The sequence below is a fragment of the Pseudomonas sp. USHLN015 genome, assembly GCF_037153275.1.
Taxonomy (GTDB): domain Bacteria; phylum Pseudomonadota; class Gammaproteobacteria; order Pseudomonadales; family Pseudomonadaceae; genus Metapseudomonas; species Metapseudomonas tohonis.
In genome coordinates this window covers 16004-32393 of the sequence record NZ_JBBCKP010000013.1, presented here as the reverse complement: position 1 = coordinate 32393, position 16390 = coordinate 16004, and the positions used below count along the sequence as shown (strand labels likewise).

13 protein-coding genes and 1 pseudogene are annotated in these 16390 nt (G+C 62.7%); 9 read left to right on the top strand and 5 right to left on the bottom strand.

Annotated elements, in window-relative coordinates; translation table 11 throughout:
- Positions 1-216 precede the first annotated feature (216 nt).
- From WFQ67_RS24920 to WFQ67_RS24885, 8 genes and pseudogenes are all read left to right on the top strand, one after another.
- A complete protein-coding gene (locus tag WFQ67_RS24920; RefSeq protein WP_337058485.1) occupies positions 217-1716 on the top strand; it encodes an RHS repeat protein in 1500 nt (499 codons plus the stop codon).
- Between the two features lie 83 nt (positions 1717-1799).
- A pseudogene (locus WFQ67_RS30535) lies at positions 1800-2378 on the top strand (DUF6531 domain-containing protein); the annotation flags it as partial.
- Between the two features lie 270 nt (positions 2379-2648).
- Positions 2649-3281, top strand: a complete 633-nt coding sequence (locus tag WFQ67_RS24915; RefSeq protein WP_337058484.1) for an RHS repeat protein — start codon at positions 2649-2651, stop codon at positions 3279-3281.
- A gap of 13 nt (positions 3282-3294) precedes the next feature.
- Positions 3295-6033: an RHS repeat-associated core domain-containing protein gene (locus WFQ67_RS24910; protein WP_442969625.1), complete on the top strand. Its 2739-nt coding sequence runs from the start codon at positions 3295-3297 to the stop codon at positions 6031-6033.
- A complete protein-coding gene (locus tag WFQ67_RS24905) occupies positions 6030-6440 on the top strand; it encodes a hypothetical protein (RefSeq protein ID WP_213629371.1) in 411 nt (136 codons plus the stop codon). The genes WFQ67_RS24910 and WFQ67_RS24905 overlap by 4 nt, the downstream gene beginning before the upstream one ends.
- A gap of 935 nt (positions 6441-7375) precedes the next feature.
- On the top strand, positions 7376-7633 hold the full coding sequence (locus WFQ67_RS24900) for a hypothetical protein (RefSeq protein ID WP_173180033.1): 258 nt from the start codon (positions 7376-7378) through the stop codon (positions 7631-7633).
- A 236-nt stretch (positions 7634-7869) separates the two neighbouring features.
- Positions 7870-9078, top strand: a complete 1209-nt coding sequence (locus WFQ67_RS24895) for a hypothetical protein (RefSeq protein ID WP_337058482.1) — start codon at positions 7870-7872, stop codon at positions 9076-9078.
- Positions 9079-9453: 375 nt separating this feature from the next.
- Positions 9454-9987, top strand: a complete 534-nt coding sequence (locus WFQ67_RS24885) for a hypothetical protein (protein ID WP_337058481.1) — start codon at positions 9454-9456, stop codon at positions 9985-9987.
- A 12-nt stretch (positions 9988-9999) separates the two neighbouring features.
- Here the strand turns inward: WFQ67_RS24885 and WFQ67_RS24880 are convergent, their stop codons facing one another.
- Positions 10000-10548, bottom strand: coding sequence for a hypothetical protein (locus WFQ67_RS24880; protein ID WP_337058480.1), 549 nt, complete (start codon positions 10546-10548; stop codon positions 10000-10002).
- 277 nt (positions 10549-10825) lie between these two features.
- On the opposite strand from WFQ67_RS24880, the gene WFQ67_RS24875 reads away from it, so the two are divergent.
- Positions 10826-11671 carry an AraC family transcriptional regulator gene (locus WFQ67_RS24875; RefSeq protein WP_337058479.1) on the top strand — a complete coding sequence of 282 codons (846 nt, stop codon included), beginning with the start codon at positions 10826-10828 and terminating at the stop codon, positions 11669-11671.
- A gap of 72 nt (positions 11672-11743) precedes the next feature.
- On the opposite strand, the gene WFQ67_RS24870 is transcribed toward WFQ67_RS24875, so the two are convergent.
- The 4 genes from WFQ67_RS24870 to WFQ67_RS24855 form a co-directional block, all read right to left on the bottom strand.
- Positions 11744-12559, bottom strand: a complete 816-nt coding sequence (locus WFQ67_RS24870; RefSeq protein WP_111264197.1) for a protein phosphatase 2C domain-containing protein — start codon at positions 12557-12559, stop codon at positions 11744-11746.
- An 81-nt stretch (positions 12560-12640) separates the two neighbouring features.
- Positions 12641-13930 (bottom strand): flavin-dependent monooxygenase QhpG, encoded by a 1290-nt coding sequence (qhpG, locus tag WFQ67_RS24865; RefSeq protein ID WP_337058478.1) that lies wholly within the window; start codon positions 13928-13930, stop codon positions 12641-12643.
- Positions 13923-14594: a subtilisin-like serine protease QhpE gene (gene qhpE, locus WFQ67_RS24860; protein WP_337058477.1), complete on the bottom strand. Its 672-nt coding sequence runs from the start codon at positions 14592-14594 to the stop codon at positions 13923-13925. The genes qhpG and qhpE overlap by 8 nt, the downstream gene beginning before the upstream one ends.
- Positions 14584-16311: an ABC transporter ATP-binding protein gene (locus WFQ67_RS24855; RefSeq protein WP_337058476.1), complete on the bottom strand. Its 1728-nt coding sequence runs from the start codon at positions 16309-16311 to the stop codon at positions 14584-14586. Before WFQ67_RS24855 ends, qhpE begins: the two co-directional genes overlap by 11 nt.
- Positions 16312-16390: the final 79 nt, after the last annotated feature.

Genomic DNA, 16390 nt, shown 5'->3' with positions numbered 1-16390 from the left:
CCTGGTCAGGCTAATAAGTCCTCTAAGACTGAAGCGAACAACACTCATCCCGCATCTGAACGCCTTTTTGGCCCTGCCCAAAGCCAGCATGAGCGTAAAATAAATTTGACTGTAAAGCAGATTGAACCTTGAAAAGCCAAGAGAGCATCAATTTATAATGCCGCCTAAAGCAGAGCAACGCATGACGCAAGCTCTCGCCACGCTAGGACTCAAGGATTGAAGAAGTACGCATCGCTGGCAATAGCACTCTATCCCCTACAATTCAGCCCCATGGCCTCTGCACAGGAGTTCTACTGGACGTCGTTCAGCTACGTTGGCACACATGCATCTGCAACTGCAGGCTGTATAAAAAATCTCCCAAGTACAAACCCACAACTGTTGAGACTGAGATACTCTCATACGACTATAACTCCAGGAGATGGCTTTCCTATCGCCAAATGCTGGGCGATCCAGACATTCTGGCAGGATAATTTTGCAACAGAATCCCTCCGCGACTATGATTTGCTATTCCGATCTGGTGATACCTGCCCACAATATCGCAAATACAATCCCACAACCGGGGAGTGCGGCAACGACGAACAGAAAGGGCCCGACTCAATCAACAAACCTGCACTGTGCAGCACCCAAGACTCAAGTATAAAAACATCGATCGGAAACAATTACATATTCAGAGAAGAGCTACAGGAAGTCGGACTTAGCGCCCCCCTCCAGCTACACTACAACAGCATCGACAGTTCTTGGCAGCATAGCTACTCCACTCACTTGCGCACCACCTCAGAAAGATATATTTCGCTAATAAAACCAACTGGCCAAGAAGAAATATTCCTCTACAAAGAGAACGATATCACTCCAACCGACATCAACTCTGGAACGCTAACAAAAAACAACAGCGAATGGATCTACAAGTCTAGAGACAACAAAGACCTCCATTTCGACAGCGCCGGCCGACTCATCGCTCAAAACAGCATATCGGCACATATAACACTCTCCTACCTAGACAACAAAATCACAATTACCGACCAAAATGGGAGGACACTTGTAATTACTCAGTCTGTAGACCGCCGTATTCTTAGCGCACAAGCCGGCACTCAGATTATCGACTACACCTACAGCGGAATGGGTCAATTAATAGAAGCGACACGTCGGGCCAATGGGGTCGTAACCAGCAGCAAATACTCGTATGAAGATCCGCATAATGTAGGCCTCCTCACCGGCATCACCGACGAGCGCGGTATCCGCTATGCCACCTGGACCTACGACGACCAGGGCCGTGCCATCTCCAGCGAGCACGCTGGCGGCGCCGAGCGCACTCTGGTGAGCTACAACGCCGATGGTTCCTCCACCGTCACCAACGCCCTCGGCAAGCGCACCACCTATCGCTTCCAGACCATCCAGGGCATACGGCGCATCACCGCTATCGAAGGCGAGCCCTCGGCCAACTGCCCCAACAGCAATTCCACCTTCACCTACGACGACCGTGGTCTGGTGAAGACTCGTACCGACAACAAGGGCAACGTCACCACCTTCGACTACAACGATCGTGGCCTCGAGGTGTCCCGCACCGAAGCCTTCGGCACGCCCCAGGCGCGCACCGTCACTACGGAGTGGCACCCGACTCTGTTTCTGCCGGCTACTGTCACAGAACCTGACCGAGTGACCAGTTACAGTTATGACGTACAGGGAAGACTAACTGGACAAGCCACTACTCAGCGTTGAGTGCGACCACAGCTAGCGCCCAAGGACCATGCAGGCAAGGATGATCTAAATTGCAGACTCGCTTTCCATTTAAAGCCGGCGCCATGCTTGCTTTGCTTCTTTTAGCCTCTACCGCCAGGGCGGAATATTTTTATTGGTGGGCACCCGTCTACGGATTCGACAAATTCCCCTCACGCGACGCGGCAGCCCAAGCGGTACTTTCCGTCTACACAGAAAACGACAGAGACTGGTATAGCAATTACTCCATAACAAGCATTGATTATGTACGAGAAGGAACGTACATAGTAGAGATGCTTGGCTACTTCGTCGGAACAACACCATCCCGCGCCAACAACCTTGTTTATCTTGGTGGCGATAGCTGCCCACCTGGTGCGTCCTATGACACTCTTTCGTATAAGTGCAGCAGCCCTCTACTGGATGCCAATAAAGGCCTACCACCTACTGACTTGACCTGTGCAGTCCCGAATGACCGCCAGGGAAACCCAATAAATATATCTATTGGCAACAAGGTCCAGACTATCGTAGACGCCCCAGCTGCAAGCAACTCGCTCATCGGCCTCACGAGAACCTACAACAGCGCGGATGGTGTATGGCGACACAGCTACTCGACTCATCTCGAGAAAAATGGAAGCTCTTTAATTCTTGTTCGCGCGGATGGCCGTGAAACCAAATTCCAACTACAGGATGGCGTAAATAGCTACGGCATAGCTGCCAGCGGCATACTCACCCGCCAAGGGGAAGAGTGGTCTTTTGAAGAACCTAACGGCACCAAACTCGCCTTCAACTCGGCTCTTCGGCTCTCAAAAATCACTGAAAAGAATGGCCAATGGCAAGCGCTGACTTATTTCGACGCTCTCATAACCATTACCGACTCTTTCGGCAACACGGCCACTCTTCGACAGGATGCTGAGTATCAGCCCAAGCTATTTGCAATGGGAGAAACGTCCGTCAGCTACACATACAACTCCATCAGAAGGTTGACTGCTGTAACGACTACCCGAAACTCTGTTGTTTCCAGTCAGACTTATCATTACGAAGACGCCAACCCCAATCTCCTCACAGGCATCACCGACGAGCGCGGCATCCGCTACGCCACCTGGACCTACGACGACCAGGGCCGTGCCGTCTCCAGCGAGCACGCTGGCGGTGCCGAACGCACCTTGGTGAGCTACAACACCGACGGTTCCTCCACCGTCACCAACGCCCTCGGCAAGCGCACCACCTACCGCTTCCAGACTATCCAAGGCGTACGGCGCATCACCGCCATCGAAGGCGAGCCCTCGGCCAACTGCCCCAACAGCAACTCCACCTTCACCTATGACGACCGTGGCCTGGTGAAGACCCGTACCGACAACAGGGGCAACGTCACCACCTTCGACTACAACGAGCGTGGCCTCGAGGTGTCCCGCACCGAAGCCTTTGGCACGCCCCAGGCCCGCACCGTCACCACCACCTGGCACCCGACCCTGTTCCTGCCGGCCACCGTGACCGAGCCCGACCGCATCACCACCTATAGCTACGACGACCAAGGACGACCACTCAGCCAGAGCGTCAGCCAGCGCTGATTCGCACAAGGACTTGCCCATGAAACCCCTGCACCACCGCTTGAGCGTCCTCACGCTCGCCCTGGCCGGCACCCTCGCCGCCGCCAGCCTCCAGGCCGCCCCGCGCAACTGGAGCTACACCTACACCGCCAGCGGCCAGATCGAAACCGCCGATGGCCCGCGTACCGATGTCCAGGACATCACCCACTACGCCTACGACGCCCAGGGCCACCTCATCAGCGTCACCAACGCCCTCGGTCACATCACCCAGCTGTCCAGCTTCGACAGCTACGGCAACCCGCAAACCGTCATCGACCCCAACGGCGTCACCACCGCCCTCACCTACACCCCGCAGGGCTGGCTCGCCTCGGTCAGCGTCGGCGGCGGCACTACCGCCTTCGAGCACGACGCCATCGGCCAGATCACCAAGGTCACCCGGGGCGACGGCAGCTGGCTTGCCTACACCTGGGACGATGCCCGGCGCCTGACCAGGATCACCAACAACCTCGGCGAGCAGGTCGAGTTCGACCTCGACGCCATGGGCAACCGCACCGCCCAGCGCATCAAGGACGCCTCCAACAACCTCACCCAGCAGCAGCAGTGGGTGTACGACGAGCTCGGCCGCCTGCTGCGCTCGGTCGGGGCCGGTGGCCAGACCCACAGCCAGCAGTACGACCTCAACGACAACCCCACCACCGACACCAACCCGCGCCAGTTCGCCCACACAAAGGCCTATGACGCCCTCGACCGCCTGGTCTCCAGCACCGATCCGCTGAGCAAGGTCACCCGCCTCGGCTACGACGCCCAAGACAACCTCACCCAGGTCGTCGACCCGCGTGGCGTCACCACCCGCTACGTATACGACGGCCTCGGCAACCTCACCCAACTCATCAGCCCCGACACCGGCACCACCACCTACCAGCACGACGCCGCCGGCAACGTCATCCGCAAGACCGACGCCCGCGGCATCGTCACCACCTACAGCTACGACGCCCTCGACCGCCTCACCGGCCGCCAGTACCCCGCCACCCCCGCGCTCAACGTCCAGTACCACTACGACATGACCGCCAACGGCAACAAAGGGGTGGGCCGCCTCACCGCCGTGCAGGACGCCAGCGGCGTGCTCGGCTACAAGTACGACGAGCGCGGCAACCTCATCGAGCAGCTGCGCTCCGTGTCCGTGCTGGGGAGTGATCAATACGACACCCTCGGCTACGCCTACGACGCCGCCAACAACCTCATCCGCATCGACTACCCGGCCGGCTTCAGCATCCACTACAGCCGCAACGCCGCCGGCCAGGTCAGCCAGGTCGGTTTTGCCGTCGGCAGCGCCACCCCCACCAGCCTCGCCAGCAACATCGGCTACGCCCCCTTCGGGCCGCTCAAGAGCCTCACCTGGAACAACGGCATCGTCCTCAGCCGCACCTACGACCAGGATTACCAGCTCACCGCCCAGCAGGTCGGCAACTGGCAGAGCAGCTACAGCCACGACGCCAACGGTAACATCACCGCCCACGCCCACAGCCTGTTCGGCAGCCTCGACTACCAGTACGACGCCCTCGACCGCCTGACCGAGGAAAAGGCCGCCGCCAGCCGCAAGGCCTACGCCTACGACGCCACCGGCAACCGCAGCTCGCGCACCACCTACGCCACCAGCAACGGCACCGAAGCGCAGACCGCCAAGCAGACCCTGCACTACGCCCCCGACAGCAACCGCCTCAGCCAGCGCAGCACCAGCTACGCCGTCGAAGCCGACGCCGCCGGCAACTACACCCGCTACAGCCAGAGCCGCCGCTACACCTACGACGACCAGGGCCGCCTCAACGCCGTCACCGACGAGGCCGGCACGCCCATCGCCAGCTACGCCTACAACGCCCTCGGCCAGCGCGTGCTCAAAGACGTGCTGCAAGGCACCGCCCACACGCCCTACACCTACCTCTACGGCCCCGACGGCCAGGTGCTCGGCCAGGTGCGCTACACCAGCAGCGGCAAGAAAAGCAAAGCCAGCTACTACGTCTGGCTCGACAGCCTGCCCATCGCCCAGATCGACCTTGGCTACGACGCCGCCGGCACCACCATCGCCAGTACCACCCTCACCTACCTGCACAGCGACCACCTCGACACCCCGCGCTTGGCCACCAACCAGGGCGGCAACCTGGTGTGGAGCTGGCAAAGCGATGCCTTTGGTGTGGGGCAGCCCAACACCTATGGCGGCAATATCGATGTGATCCTGCGCTTCCCGGGCCAAGTCGCCGATGCGCACAGTGCGCTTTACTACAACTACTTCCGCGATTATGACCCCGAGACGGGGCGCTACGTCGAGAGCGACCCGATTGGGCTCAAAGGCGGGGTGAATACCTACGGGTATGTAGAAGGAAACCCACTTAAATACGTTGACCCGAAAGGACAAAGCGTACTTACGGCACCCGCAGCAGAAATGGGAGCCGCAGCTGGCACAGCTGTATGCCCTGGCGTAGGAACCGTTGTGGGCGGTGTCATTGGTGCAGGCATCGGAGCAGGGCTGAGCTGGTATCTTGGTGACAAGCTTTTCAATGAGTCATCAGACACCGACAGTTCAGCGCCAAATGAAAAAGATCTCACCAAGGTTAAGGAGCGGGACGGAAATAAAGCAGCACAGGATGCCGGCTACGATGATGCTCACGATGCGAAGAAGGGACGCGGAGAAGGTGGCGTTGACATCTATCGTGATAAGACCACAGGAAAAACTTGGCTATGGAACGGTGTTCCAGGGGCAGACAAGGAGCCACTATGAGCGCGACACCTAATAAGGTTAAAACAGTAGCTTTATGCTTGCGTGGATTTGAGCTGACGCCTGAACAAGTAGAGTCTGCAATAGGAAGGAAAGCCTCTGAAACTGGTACTCGTGGTGAACCAGTTAAGCCCGGGGTAAAAAGTCTATTGAAGCGCTCATTTGTTAGATTTTCAGTGCAGTTCCCTGATGGCTGCCGAATTGATGAGCTGATTCCAGCACTTTGGACTCATCTTGGTGGCATTGAGCGAATTCGAGAAGCCAGAGATACCATTAAGCCTGAGTTTCTAGAAATAGACTTAGTGCTTCCCGTTAAGAGCTCTGATGAGCAAGAAGGTGGTTTCATACCCCCTTCAACCATTGCCGAGCTTAGCCTTTTGGGAGCGTCTTTATCTTTCCAGTTTCTTTAGATTTATAGATACAGCTCTCACCTGACACCGGCCTCGTGCCGGTGTCTTTTTATGCAGCTTCAGATCTGTCTTCTTCAGTTGCTTAGCGAGCCTTTCCAGAGCATCGCTAGCCGTATCAATTTTCTCAGCAGGCCGTTCAGACCTTTTCGGTTCAGGGTGTCAGGTTAGGCCAGCAGGGTGTTCAAGTTGGTGCAGCCCCTACAGTCTCTGTAGGTGGCGCAGGCGCCAGACTGCCAGCCACTGGCATGGGAGCTTATGTAGGAAGCGGAAACTCCTCGACAGTCGATGTATCCGTAGGATGGAAATAGAGCTCTCAACAAATGAATAAATCACTATATATTTGTACATCAGCAGGCATCTCTCTCTTGTGTTTCTTGTTATGGAAACTCACAAATGAGAAAGATGCAGAACCCATTGCATTGGTAGTGTTCCTTTCGCTTTTAGCGGCGAAATTTTTCTCCCCCAATCGGAATTTAATCCTAGGTTTAACCAGCATAAAATCCTATGACTGGATAACTGCAATAGGTTTCTCTGGAACACTTGCATACATCGCAAGCAACGAATCGCTCAAAACAGCTCTGATGCTTTTTGGGGTGCTATTTATTTTCGCCATTTCATGCGTAATTCGGATCAGGAGGTAATCAATAAACTCTGATCAGTGCAGTTTAAGAGGCAAGATGCATTGAAGGGCTTCATGAGAAGGGATGGCCACGCGTAGCCCGGCGAATAGATACTGACTATCTCCCCTTGCCCTCCCGCCCCCTCCTCCCTATCCTGCCCCGGCCACGGTAAATCCCCTGGCCGGGTTTGACAGCCCGAAACACTGGTGGCTTTCCCTCTTAACACTGGAGCTCCACCATGCATGAATTACAGTTCCGACTCGCTATCTACGACCCCGCTCGTCTCCTTGTGACATCCACAAAGGAGGCCTCGGCATGAATAGCGCCCCTCTGATCGATTACAAGGAGCAACGCATCCAGCAGTTGGTCGACCACCTCGACACGCGACTGCACACCACCCAGGTGATGGCGGAGTTGCTTCTGGATTTCGCGGCCTTGCGCGACGGCGCCGACTACTCCTACCTCAGCCGGTACCGGGAAGGGGCCTTGATGGACGCGATGGTCCATCTGTCGCGCAACAACTATGAAGACTTCTGCAAACTGGCAGAGTTGGCGCAGTTGCCGGGTAAATAGCCGGGGCCCTGATCTATTCCCTATGAAGGGATCGCCAGGGGCAACGATGTTGCCCCTGGCAAATAACCGCTCCCAACAAACCCGGCCGCCGACCACCGGCCACCCCTCCTCCACGGATTCAGGCCTCTCTCACAGAATTCCCTGCCTGCCTCCCTCGATAATTGCCGCCTCAACACCCCATCCCCCACCCATCCGCTGCCACCGGCAGCCGCTGAACCAGCCCGACAGGACGCACCATGGCCAACGCCCCGAGCCCCGCTCTCGCCGCAATCGATTACGACCGCATCCAGGCCCTGCTGAACTCGGAGTACGTGGAAGAGCACTTCCACGCGTACATCGAAGGCAATGACAACGACGAGTGGGTGACCCTCGAACTTGACGATGGCGAGGAGACGGAGGCGTTCGTCGTGTTCGACCAGCACCGCATCCGCGTCGCGGTGGAGAATTTCGACAGCCCGGCCGCCAGGAACGGGCACAGCGACCACCGCCACTACATCTTCAAGCTGGTGGACCACGAGACCCGCGAATACGAGGTGCGCTACCAGCCCGTCGAGGTGGATGCAGAGGGCGAGGACACGCTCGATACCTTCCCCATCGCCGAGCAGAGCGCGGCGATCCAGGAAAGCGCCGTGAAGCACTTCGAGGCGCTGGAGGCCTACATCGCCGCCAAGGACGAGCAGCTGACCAACATCAAGGCCAGCCTGCCGCCGGCGATGATCCTCAACGTGCTGGGCAACATGGAGTCCTTCGATGCGCTGAAGTCGGAGTTCGAGGAAATGGCCGCCGCAGCCTTCGTCGACACCTATCGCCTGGACCCGGAGTTCAGCGAGCTGGAGAACGACGACCGCATGCTCCGCTCCTACTCGGCCTGCATGGACCGCACCGAGCCCTCGATGACCGACCAGGACTGGGAGAACATCGAGAACCACACCGCCTCCGCCTACTTCATCGTGCGCAACATCTTCTCCGAGCGGACGCGCATCTCGGTCTCGATGGTGACCGCCCGCTGCCTGGGCAACCTGATCGACAAGGGCATGATCACCGCCGCCAAGATCGAGACGGCGGGCCTCGCCCATGGCCTCGTGCGCTGGCGCGAGCTGATCACCCAGATGACCGACGCGGTGGAGCAGCGCGACCAGAAGTCCATGCTGCTGGCCCTGTACAAGATGTTCGTGCGCAAGCCCATCAGCGACGACGACAAGCTCTACACCTGCGGCATGCAGAACCTGGGGCTGCCGGACTTCGTGATCGCCTTCGGCGAGGACGCGGAGCCATCGGAGCAGGAGCAGATCGACTCGGTCGCGCGCTTCGAAAAGGCCTTCCTGGCGACCTTCGGCCTGGAGGAAGCCAGCGAGCCGCTCACGCCTTACAAGAAGCGCCCCGACTTCGGCTATAAGCTCGGCGACCTGCGCCACAACCCCTTCGGCTACACCCTGATCGGCTGAGTCGGCGCCTTCGGCCATGCAACGAGCCCGCTCCTTAGAGCGGGCTTTTTTTGGCTGCCAGCGATACCACTCCGGTGCTCGCCGGATCGGCCTTCCAACCCGGCCGGTACCGCACCCAGCCCCTGAAGGTGAAGCCGGCGTAGAACAGCTCGACGCCCTCGAAACCGGCCTGGCGCAGCAGCAGCTCCCCGCCCTTCCTCCGGCAGGAGATGCAGGGTGAGCAGGCAGGTGGCGCCGTCGAAGGGCGCAAGCGAAGTCGACTCGATATGACCCTCGTGCAGGCCTACGCGCGCCTTGAGGTCGGCGCCATTGTGCGAGGCAGACGACACACGTAGCCTTGCGCGCCCCGAGTTCGCCATTTCAAGGAGTGAAGACATGATGAAAGCTGCCCACCTGACCGGACTGGCAGGCCTGTGCCTGTCGCTGGCCTGCGGTGCGTCGGAGCACGCGATGGAGTTCGATGTCCCGTATGGAAACTACGGCACCTACTTCCAGCAGGACGTGGGGCAAGAGGGCCGCTTGTCGTGCGACGTGAAAATCGACGAACACCGCTCCGGCGAGAAGTGGAGCCCCGGCGTGATCCTCGCGGCAGCGGAGGATGAGGTGGAAGACAACACCCTGTTTCTCGACAGTGCGCCTGCGGGTGAGGGGCAGCGCAACTTCTCCGTTCGTACCTTCAATGCCGCAAAGCCGGTTGTCAGCAGCAACATCCTTACCACCGCGGACCACAAGGGTGCCTATACGCTACGCCTGGCCTGGCACAGCGATGGCTCCATCAGCTATCAGGTCGCCAGCGGTGACGTCTGGTCAAAGGAGATGAAAATCGAACAGCCCGGCTTTGCCGTACGGCATGTGAGCGTGCACGCGACGGGCGTCGAAGGCACCGCGACCTGCGAGCTGGACGACTGATTGCCAGCGCCGCTACTGCTCGTCCTCGGGCCGCAGCGGTGATGTCCACCACTCGCACCACTCGATCACCTCACGGGACATAGCATCGAGCTCAGCGTGGTAGTTGTGCGCGTGAGGTACGGGGACCTGCGGCTGACCCTCGCTGAAACCAAGGTCCCTGAGCGCGCCCTCGTAGTCATCGAGAGGGCCATAGGCATAGAGCATGTCATGGCGATCCCAGGCCAGCGTGGCCTGTTGCGACGGTGAGTGGACCCACAGATCGAAGCGGCTGTCATTCGCCAGGAACGGCCTGAACTCGCGGATGAACGCCTCGATCTCAGAGCAAGACAGCTCCGGGCTCTGGTAGCGCGCCGGCTCTGCCTCCCCACGAGTCGTGTGCAGGATATGAAGCAGCAACAACGGTTCTTCCAGGCAACGAGCAAGCCGCAGGATCACCTCCGGATCAGAGCCCGGAACGCCAACCACTACCCGCTGGTGCGCCTCCGCATCGGGAAGCGAAAAAACCGCTGGGTGCCGATACTCCGCCCACTCTCCATTCACCAGGTGACCTAACTTGTACATGCACCGCTTCCTTGCCCTTACGCCTGAAGGGCACGGATGGTGCAGCCAGGAGCGGCTCAACGCAACCGATGAAAACGCCATTACAGAACCCGCCCCGGCTATTTCCATCCCCAGGCGCGCCCCTCACAATGTCCCTCCCGGGCCAACAACCCAGCGCAGGGAACCCGAAGCCGCCTTGTCCCCAGCGGGTTCTGCAACGTCCCGGCAAGGCCCGCAAGAACGATCAAATCCCCCCTTTGCTCCGCTGCTAACGTCGCCCCGTCTTCAAGGAGCACCCATGCCAAGCATCGAGAAAGTCCTGTGGTTCATCGAAACGGAGTTGGGCTCCGAGCTGGATCTCGGGCATGTCGCGCGCCAGTTCGGCCTGTCGCCGTTCGCCCTGTCGCGGTTCTTCTCGATGGCGACGGGCTGGTCGGTGATGCGCTACATCCGCGCGCGCCGGTTGAGCCAGGCGGCGCTGGCATTGGGCGAGAGAAAGCGCGACATCCTCGATATCGCGCTGGATGCCGGCTACGGCTCCCATGAAGCCTTCACACGTGCCTTCAGCGACCTGTTCGGCGTAACGCCCCGGCAGGTTCGCGAACAGGGGCACGGGAACCTGTCATTGGTGGAGCCTTTGCGCATGAAAGAAATGAGCTTTGTGGAACTGTCCGAACCCCGTTATGAAACCCGCGCCGAATTCATCATCGCCGGCCTGGGCGAGCGCTTCACCTTCGACCGTAACGAAGGCATCGTCGGCCTCTGGCAGGCCTTCATTCCCTTCCTGGGCAACATCCCCGGGCAAACCAGCTACGTCACCTACGGCCTGTGCTGCAACCCGGGCGAGGACGGCAGCTTCGAATACATCGCCGGCGTCGAAGTGCCACGTGTCGAAGGGCTACCGCCCGCCCTTCGCCACTTCAAGGTGCCCCCGCAGGACTACGCCGTGTTCCGCCACCTGGGCCACATCTCCACCATCCACCAGACCTTTCTCACCATCTTCAACAAATGGCTGCCGGAGTCCGATTACGCCTTCGCCGACGCCCCGGAATTCGAGCAGTACAGCGCCGACTTCGACCCGATGCAGGGGACGGGCCACGTGGAGGTATGGGTGCCGGTGGTGCGTCGCGGACAAATCCCGTAGGTCGGGTGCAACCCGACGCCCTGAGTACAGGAACATCGCGGGTTTCACCCGCCCTACGAGGGCCTTTCGGCCCTACCCCACCCGCAACCAGATCACCGAGGCATCGTCGCTGGCCTTGAAGCGCGGATAGCGCAGGCAGGCGGCATCTTCGAGTTCGATGCGGCGCAGCTCGGCGGCCAGGGGCAGCAGGCCGCTTTCGAGCACGCGGGCCACCAGGGTGGCGGCGTCGTAGTGGCGGTAGGTGTCGAACAGCGCGGCGAAGCCATCGGTCATCAGCAGCAGGTCGTCCCCCCTGGCCAGCGGCGCGCGGGCGTAGTGCATGCCCGCCTTCGCCTGCTCGGCGTCGACGCTCAGCACCGCCTTCGGGCGTTCGCGGGCGGCGCGGCGGTCGGCCAGCACGTGGGCGCTGCGCACGTTGTCGGCACCGGTGCCCGGGCCCAGGGCCGCGGCTTCGGCCTGTTCGGTGTCGCGGTTCGGCTCGGGGGTGAGGAAGGCGACGCCGCTGGCGCTGCGGTGGATGACGACGCAGTCGCCGAGATGGCCGCAGGCGAGGCTTTCGCCCTCGATGGCCACGGCGGCGAGCGAGGCGCGGGGCAACTCCCAGTGGGCGACCGGCTCGCGCTGGCGGTCACGCGCATAGTCCGTGGCGACGCGGTCGAACACCCCGTTGCACAGTTCCGCCAGCGGGCCCGAGGCACCGGCGAATGCGCGATGCGCCGAGCCGGCCAGCCAGGCCGCGCCACCGCGCTCGCCCATGAGCCCCGGTTCGCCGAGGTCGGTGGCGCCGTCGATGACCCAGGCATGCTGCTCGGCGCTGCCGATGCGGTCGTCGTTCGGAACCGAGTTCTTGCCCGCGAGGCTGAGGGTCTGGATCAGGTCGAAATGCATGGAGGTCCCTTCAATGGCCAGGCTGAATCAGCGTCGCATTCTAGCCTTCGGTCATTCCGAACAGGACAGGAAACGGACGAATCAGGGCCGATACCCCTGGGCCAGGAGCCAGCCCTGGAGCTTGCGCCGCGCCTCGGGCGCCTGCTCCGCCAGGGTCTCGGAGAGCCGGCCGCCCTGCAGCGCGCGGACGATGGGCGCGAGTGCGATGCCGTCCAGGTGCCAGATGCCCAGGGGCTGGTCGGCGGTGACGACCACCTCGTGCTCCTCGATCAAATCGCCCTGGATGACGGGTCCACGCTCGACCCGCAGCTGGCCCACATCGGCTGGCACGTGCAGCGGCTCGGCATCCGGCCAGGCACTGCGTTCACGCCAGAACGGCTGCTTAGCCCAGCGCCGCTCCAGGGCGTAGAAATCACGACCGGTGCGGGCGAAGCGCAGGAACAGTTGCTCCACCCGCTGCTGATGGAAGCGCTGCGCCAACCCGCCGCGCTCGGGCCGTTGCAGCAGGGTGTTGATCACCGCCGGCGCCTGCAACGCGGAGGACAGGGACTGGAAGATGCCATTGCCCGAAAGCGGGTCCACCGCCATGGCGGCATCGCCCACGCGCAGCCAGTCCACGCCACTGGCCTCGTTGAAGAGAATCGCGGTGCTGCTGCGGGCATGCAGGTTGGCCGGCTGCAACGCGACCTCGCCGAACAGTTCGCACACCAGGGCGGACTCACTGCGGCGCTGCGCGCACCAGGCCGGCAGGCGCTCCTTGGGCGGCAGGTCGCGGGCGTTGAGGGTGATCTGCCAGTAGCAGCGCCCGTCCTCCCGCCGTGCCATCCAGGCCCAGCCGTCGGCCAGGCTTTCCAGCGCCGAGCCCGGCTGGCCCGGTGCTTCGCGCCAGGTATTGAGCAGGCTGAGGGTTTCCGGCCCACGCAGGCGCCCCCCCGCCAACGGTGCCTGGCGACCCCGGGCTTCCACCAGGAAGTCCGTACGCAGCGGCTCCCCGCCGTCGAGATGCACGAGGTGCCCCCGCTCCAGCGCCTCGACCCGCAGCACCCGCGCTTCCTGCACCGCGATGCCGGCAGCGGCCAGGTCCTCGCGCAGCGCTGCATCGAAGCGCGGGCGATCCAGCAGGCATTCGCGGTTGATCGATTGGCTGCCGGCGCCCCAGGCAACCCGCCGAGCGGACGGCGCATCGGCACAGGCCAGTGCACGGGTGAGCCCGGCATGACGCAGGCCTTCGAGCACCCGTTGCGACACGCCCTCCAGCGCTGCGAAACGCCGCCACTCGCTGACCACACGCACCGGGTAGCCCAGCCGTTTCAGCCCCAGGGCGACCGCAGCGCCCGCCGGGCCGGCGCCGAGCACGACGACCTCAGCCATGGCGGCGCTCCGGCCCGGTGAAGGCCGCGCCTTCGTGCAGCCAGCGCAGCACCGCTTCGCGGCCGGCACCGGGGTGCTCGCGCAGGTGGGCCGCGATGATTCCGCTCATTGCAGCGCAGGCCATGCTGGCTCCGGCCACGCCATTGGCGGCACTGACATGGGCGCCGAAATCGGCCTGGGGGCTGCCCAGCCAGGACCACTGTCCCGGCGCGCAGCGGGCATCGCCGGTGATGCGGATCACCCCCGGGTAGCCGGCCGGGTACACCGCCGCGCCCTGGGCGGGGCTGGAGGCGCAGAGCAGCACGCCGGCGCTCTGCACCAGCGCGCAGGCTTCGCGCAGCACGGGGCGGTCATTGCGCAGGCCGAGGCTCATGTTGATCAACGCCACGCCCTGCTCCGCCAGCCAGTACAGGGCGGCGGCGACCTGCAACGGGCTGGTCTGCCAACGCTCGCCGAAGACCTGCGCCAGGCAGGTGCGCACCGGCGCGCTGGGTGGGCAGATGGCATCCAGCACCAGGGGGCCGTGGCCGAGGGCATCGGGCTGCGCCTCGCCTTCCTGCAGCTCGCCGCCCTCCAGCCAGAAGCGTCGGGCCAGCGTCACCCGCGCGGCCTGCTCGGGGGCGAAGCCGCTGTCGATGATGCCGATGGCCAGCTCAGTGCCCATGGCTCACCGGCTCCAGGCGCTGCAGGCGGCCCTGCTCCATGCGGAAGGCGAGATCGGCTTCGGCCAGGGTGGAGGCACGATGACTGATGAGGATGCGCGTACGCCCGGCGAAGAGCTGGTCGATGGCGGCGATCACGTCGCGCTCGGTGGCTTCGTCCACCGCCGAGGTGGCCTCGTCCAGCACCAGGATCAGCGGGTCCTGCAACAGCGCGCGGGCGATGGCGATGCGCTGCTTCTGCCCACCGGAAAGCTGCTGGCCACGCTCGCCCAGGGGGTTGTCCAGCCCCAGGGGCAGGGACGCGATCAGGCCATCGAGGCGGGCCAGCCGCGCCACCTGTTCAATGGCCTCGCGGCTGGCATCGGGGGCGGCGTAGGCGAGGTTCTCCGCCAGGGTGCCGCGGAACAGCACGATGTCCTGGCTGACCACGGCGATGCGCCGGCGCAGGGCGAGCAGGTCCAGTTCGCGCAGGTCGGCGCCGTCCAGCAGGATGCGGCCCCGGTCCGGGTCGTAGAAGCGTTGCAGCAGGTCGATCAGGGTGGACTTGCCGACGCCCGACGCCCCGCTGATGGCGACCTTGAGGCCGGCGGGAATGCTCGCGTCCACGCCATCGAGTAGCAGGCCGGCGCGCTGCTCGTGGGCGAAGTGCACGCCCTCCAGGCGCAGCGCGCCACGGCCTTCCGGCATCGGCTGCGGCGCATCGCTCTGGCGCACCGTGACCGGCTCCTGCTGCAGCTCCATCACCCGGCCGAGGCTGACGGTCATCCGCTGCAGCGCGACATAGAGCCCCAGCAGGCTCTGCACCGGCCCCACGGCCATGCCCAGGTAGGTGGAGAAGGCGATCAGCGCGCCCAGCTGCCAGGTGCCCTGGATCACCCAGTAGCCGCCGATGAGGAAGGCGCAGGCGCGCGACAGCGAGGTGAGCGTGCCGGGCACCGCGTGGGTGAAGAACTCGGTGACCTGCACCCGCAGCAGTTGGCGCATGTAGCCCTGCCCCAAGCCTTCCAGGCGCCGCGCTTCGCGCTGCTGGGCACCGGCGGCCTGGATGAATTTCATCGCCGGCAGGGTTTCCACCAGGAAGGACGACACATCCGCCGAACGCTCGCGCAGGCTGCGCACCTCGCGCTCCACCTTGCGCCGCATCCAGCGCAGCCAGAGCACCTCGATGGGGATCAGCAGCGCCAGCAGCAGCGACAGCTGCCAGGACAGCATCAGCATCAGCGCCACCGCGCCGATCAGGCCGATGACGCTGGAGACGGCGGAGAACAGCGAGTCCACGGCGAAGCGCTGGATTTCCGCCACGTCGCCATCGAGCCGGGAAAGGATGTCGCCCAGGCGCTTGCGCCCGAAGAAGGCCGGCGACAGGCGCTGCAGGTGGCGGTAGAGGTCGTCACGCAGGGCGAAGAGAATGCGCCCCGAGAGCCGTGTGTGCAGGTAGCGGTTGATGCCCGACAGCGCCGTGCCGAGCAGCCCGACCAGGATCATCGCCAGGGCCACCTGCACCAGGGTGCCGAAGTCCCGGGCCAGCAGGCCGTCGTCGATCAGCGTCTTGGTCAGCCAGGGCTGCGCCAGCACCAGGAGGCTGGCGCAGAGGGACAGCCCCAGCAGCGCGGCGATGGCCCGCCCGTGGGGGCGGACGAAGCCGTAGAGCCAGGCCAGGGCGCGACGCAGCAGGTCGGGGTCGCTGGCGTCGACGAGTTTGAGCAGGAGGCGGGTCATGAGGCACAGAAACACTGTAGGGGCGAATTCATTCGCCCAGCAGGCCGGAGGACTGCCAACGGGGCAACTGCGTTGCCCT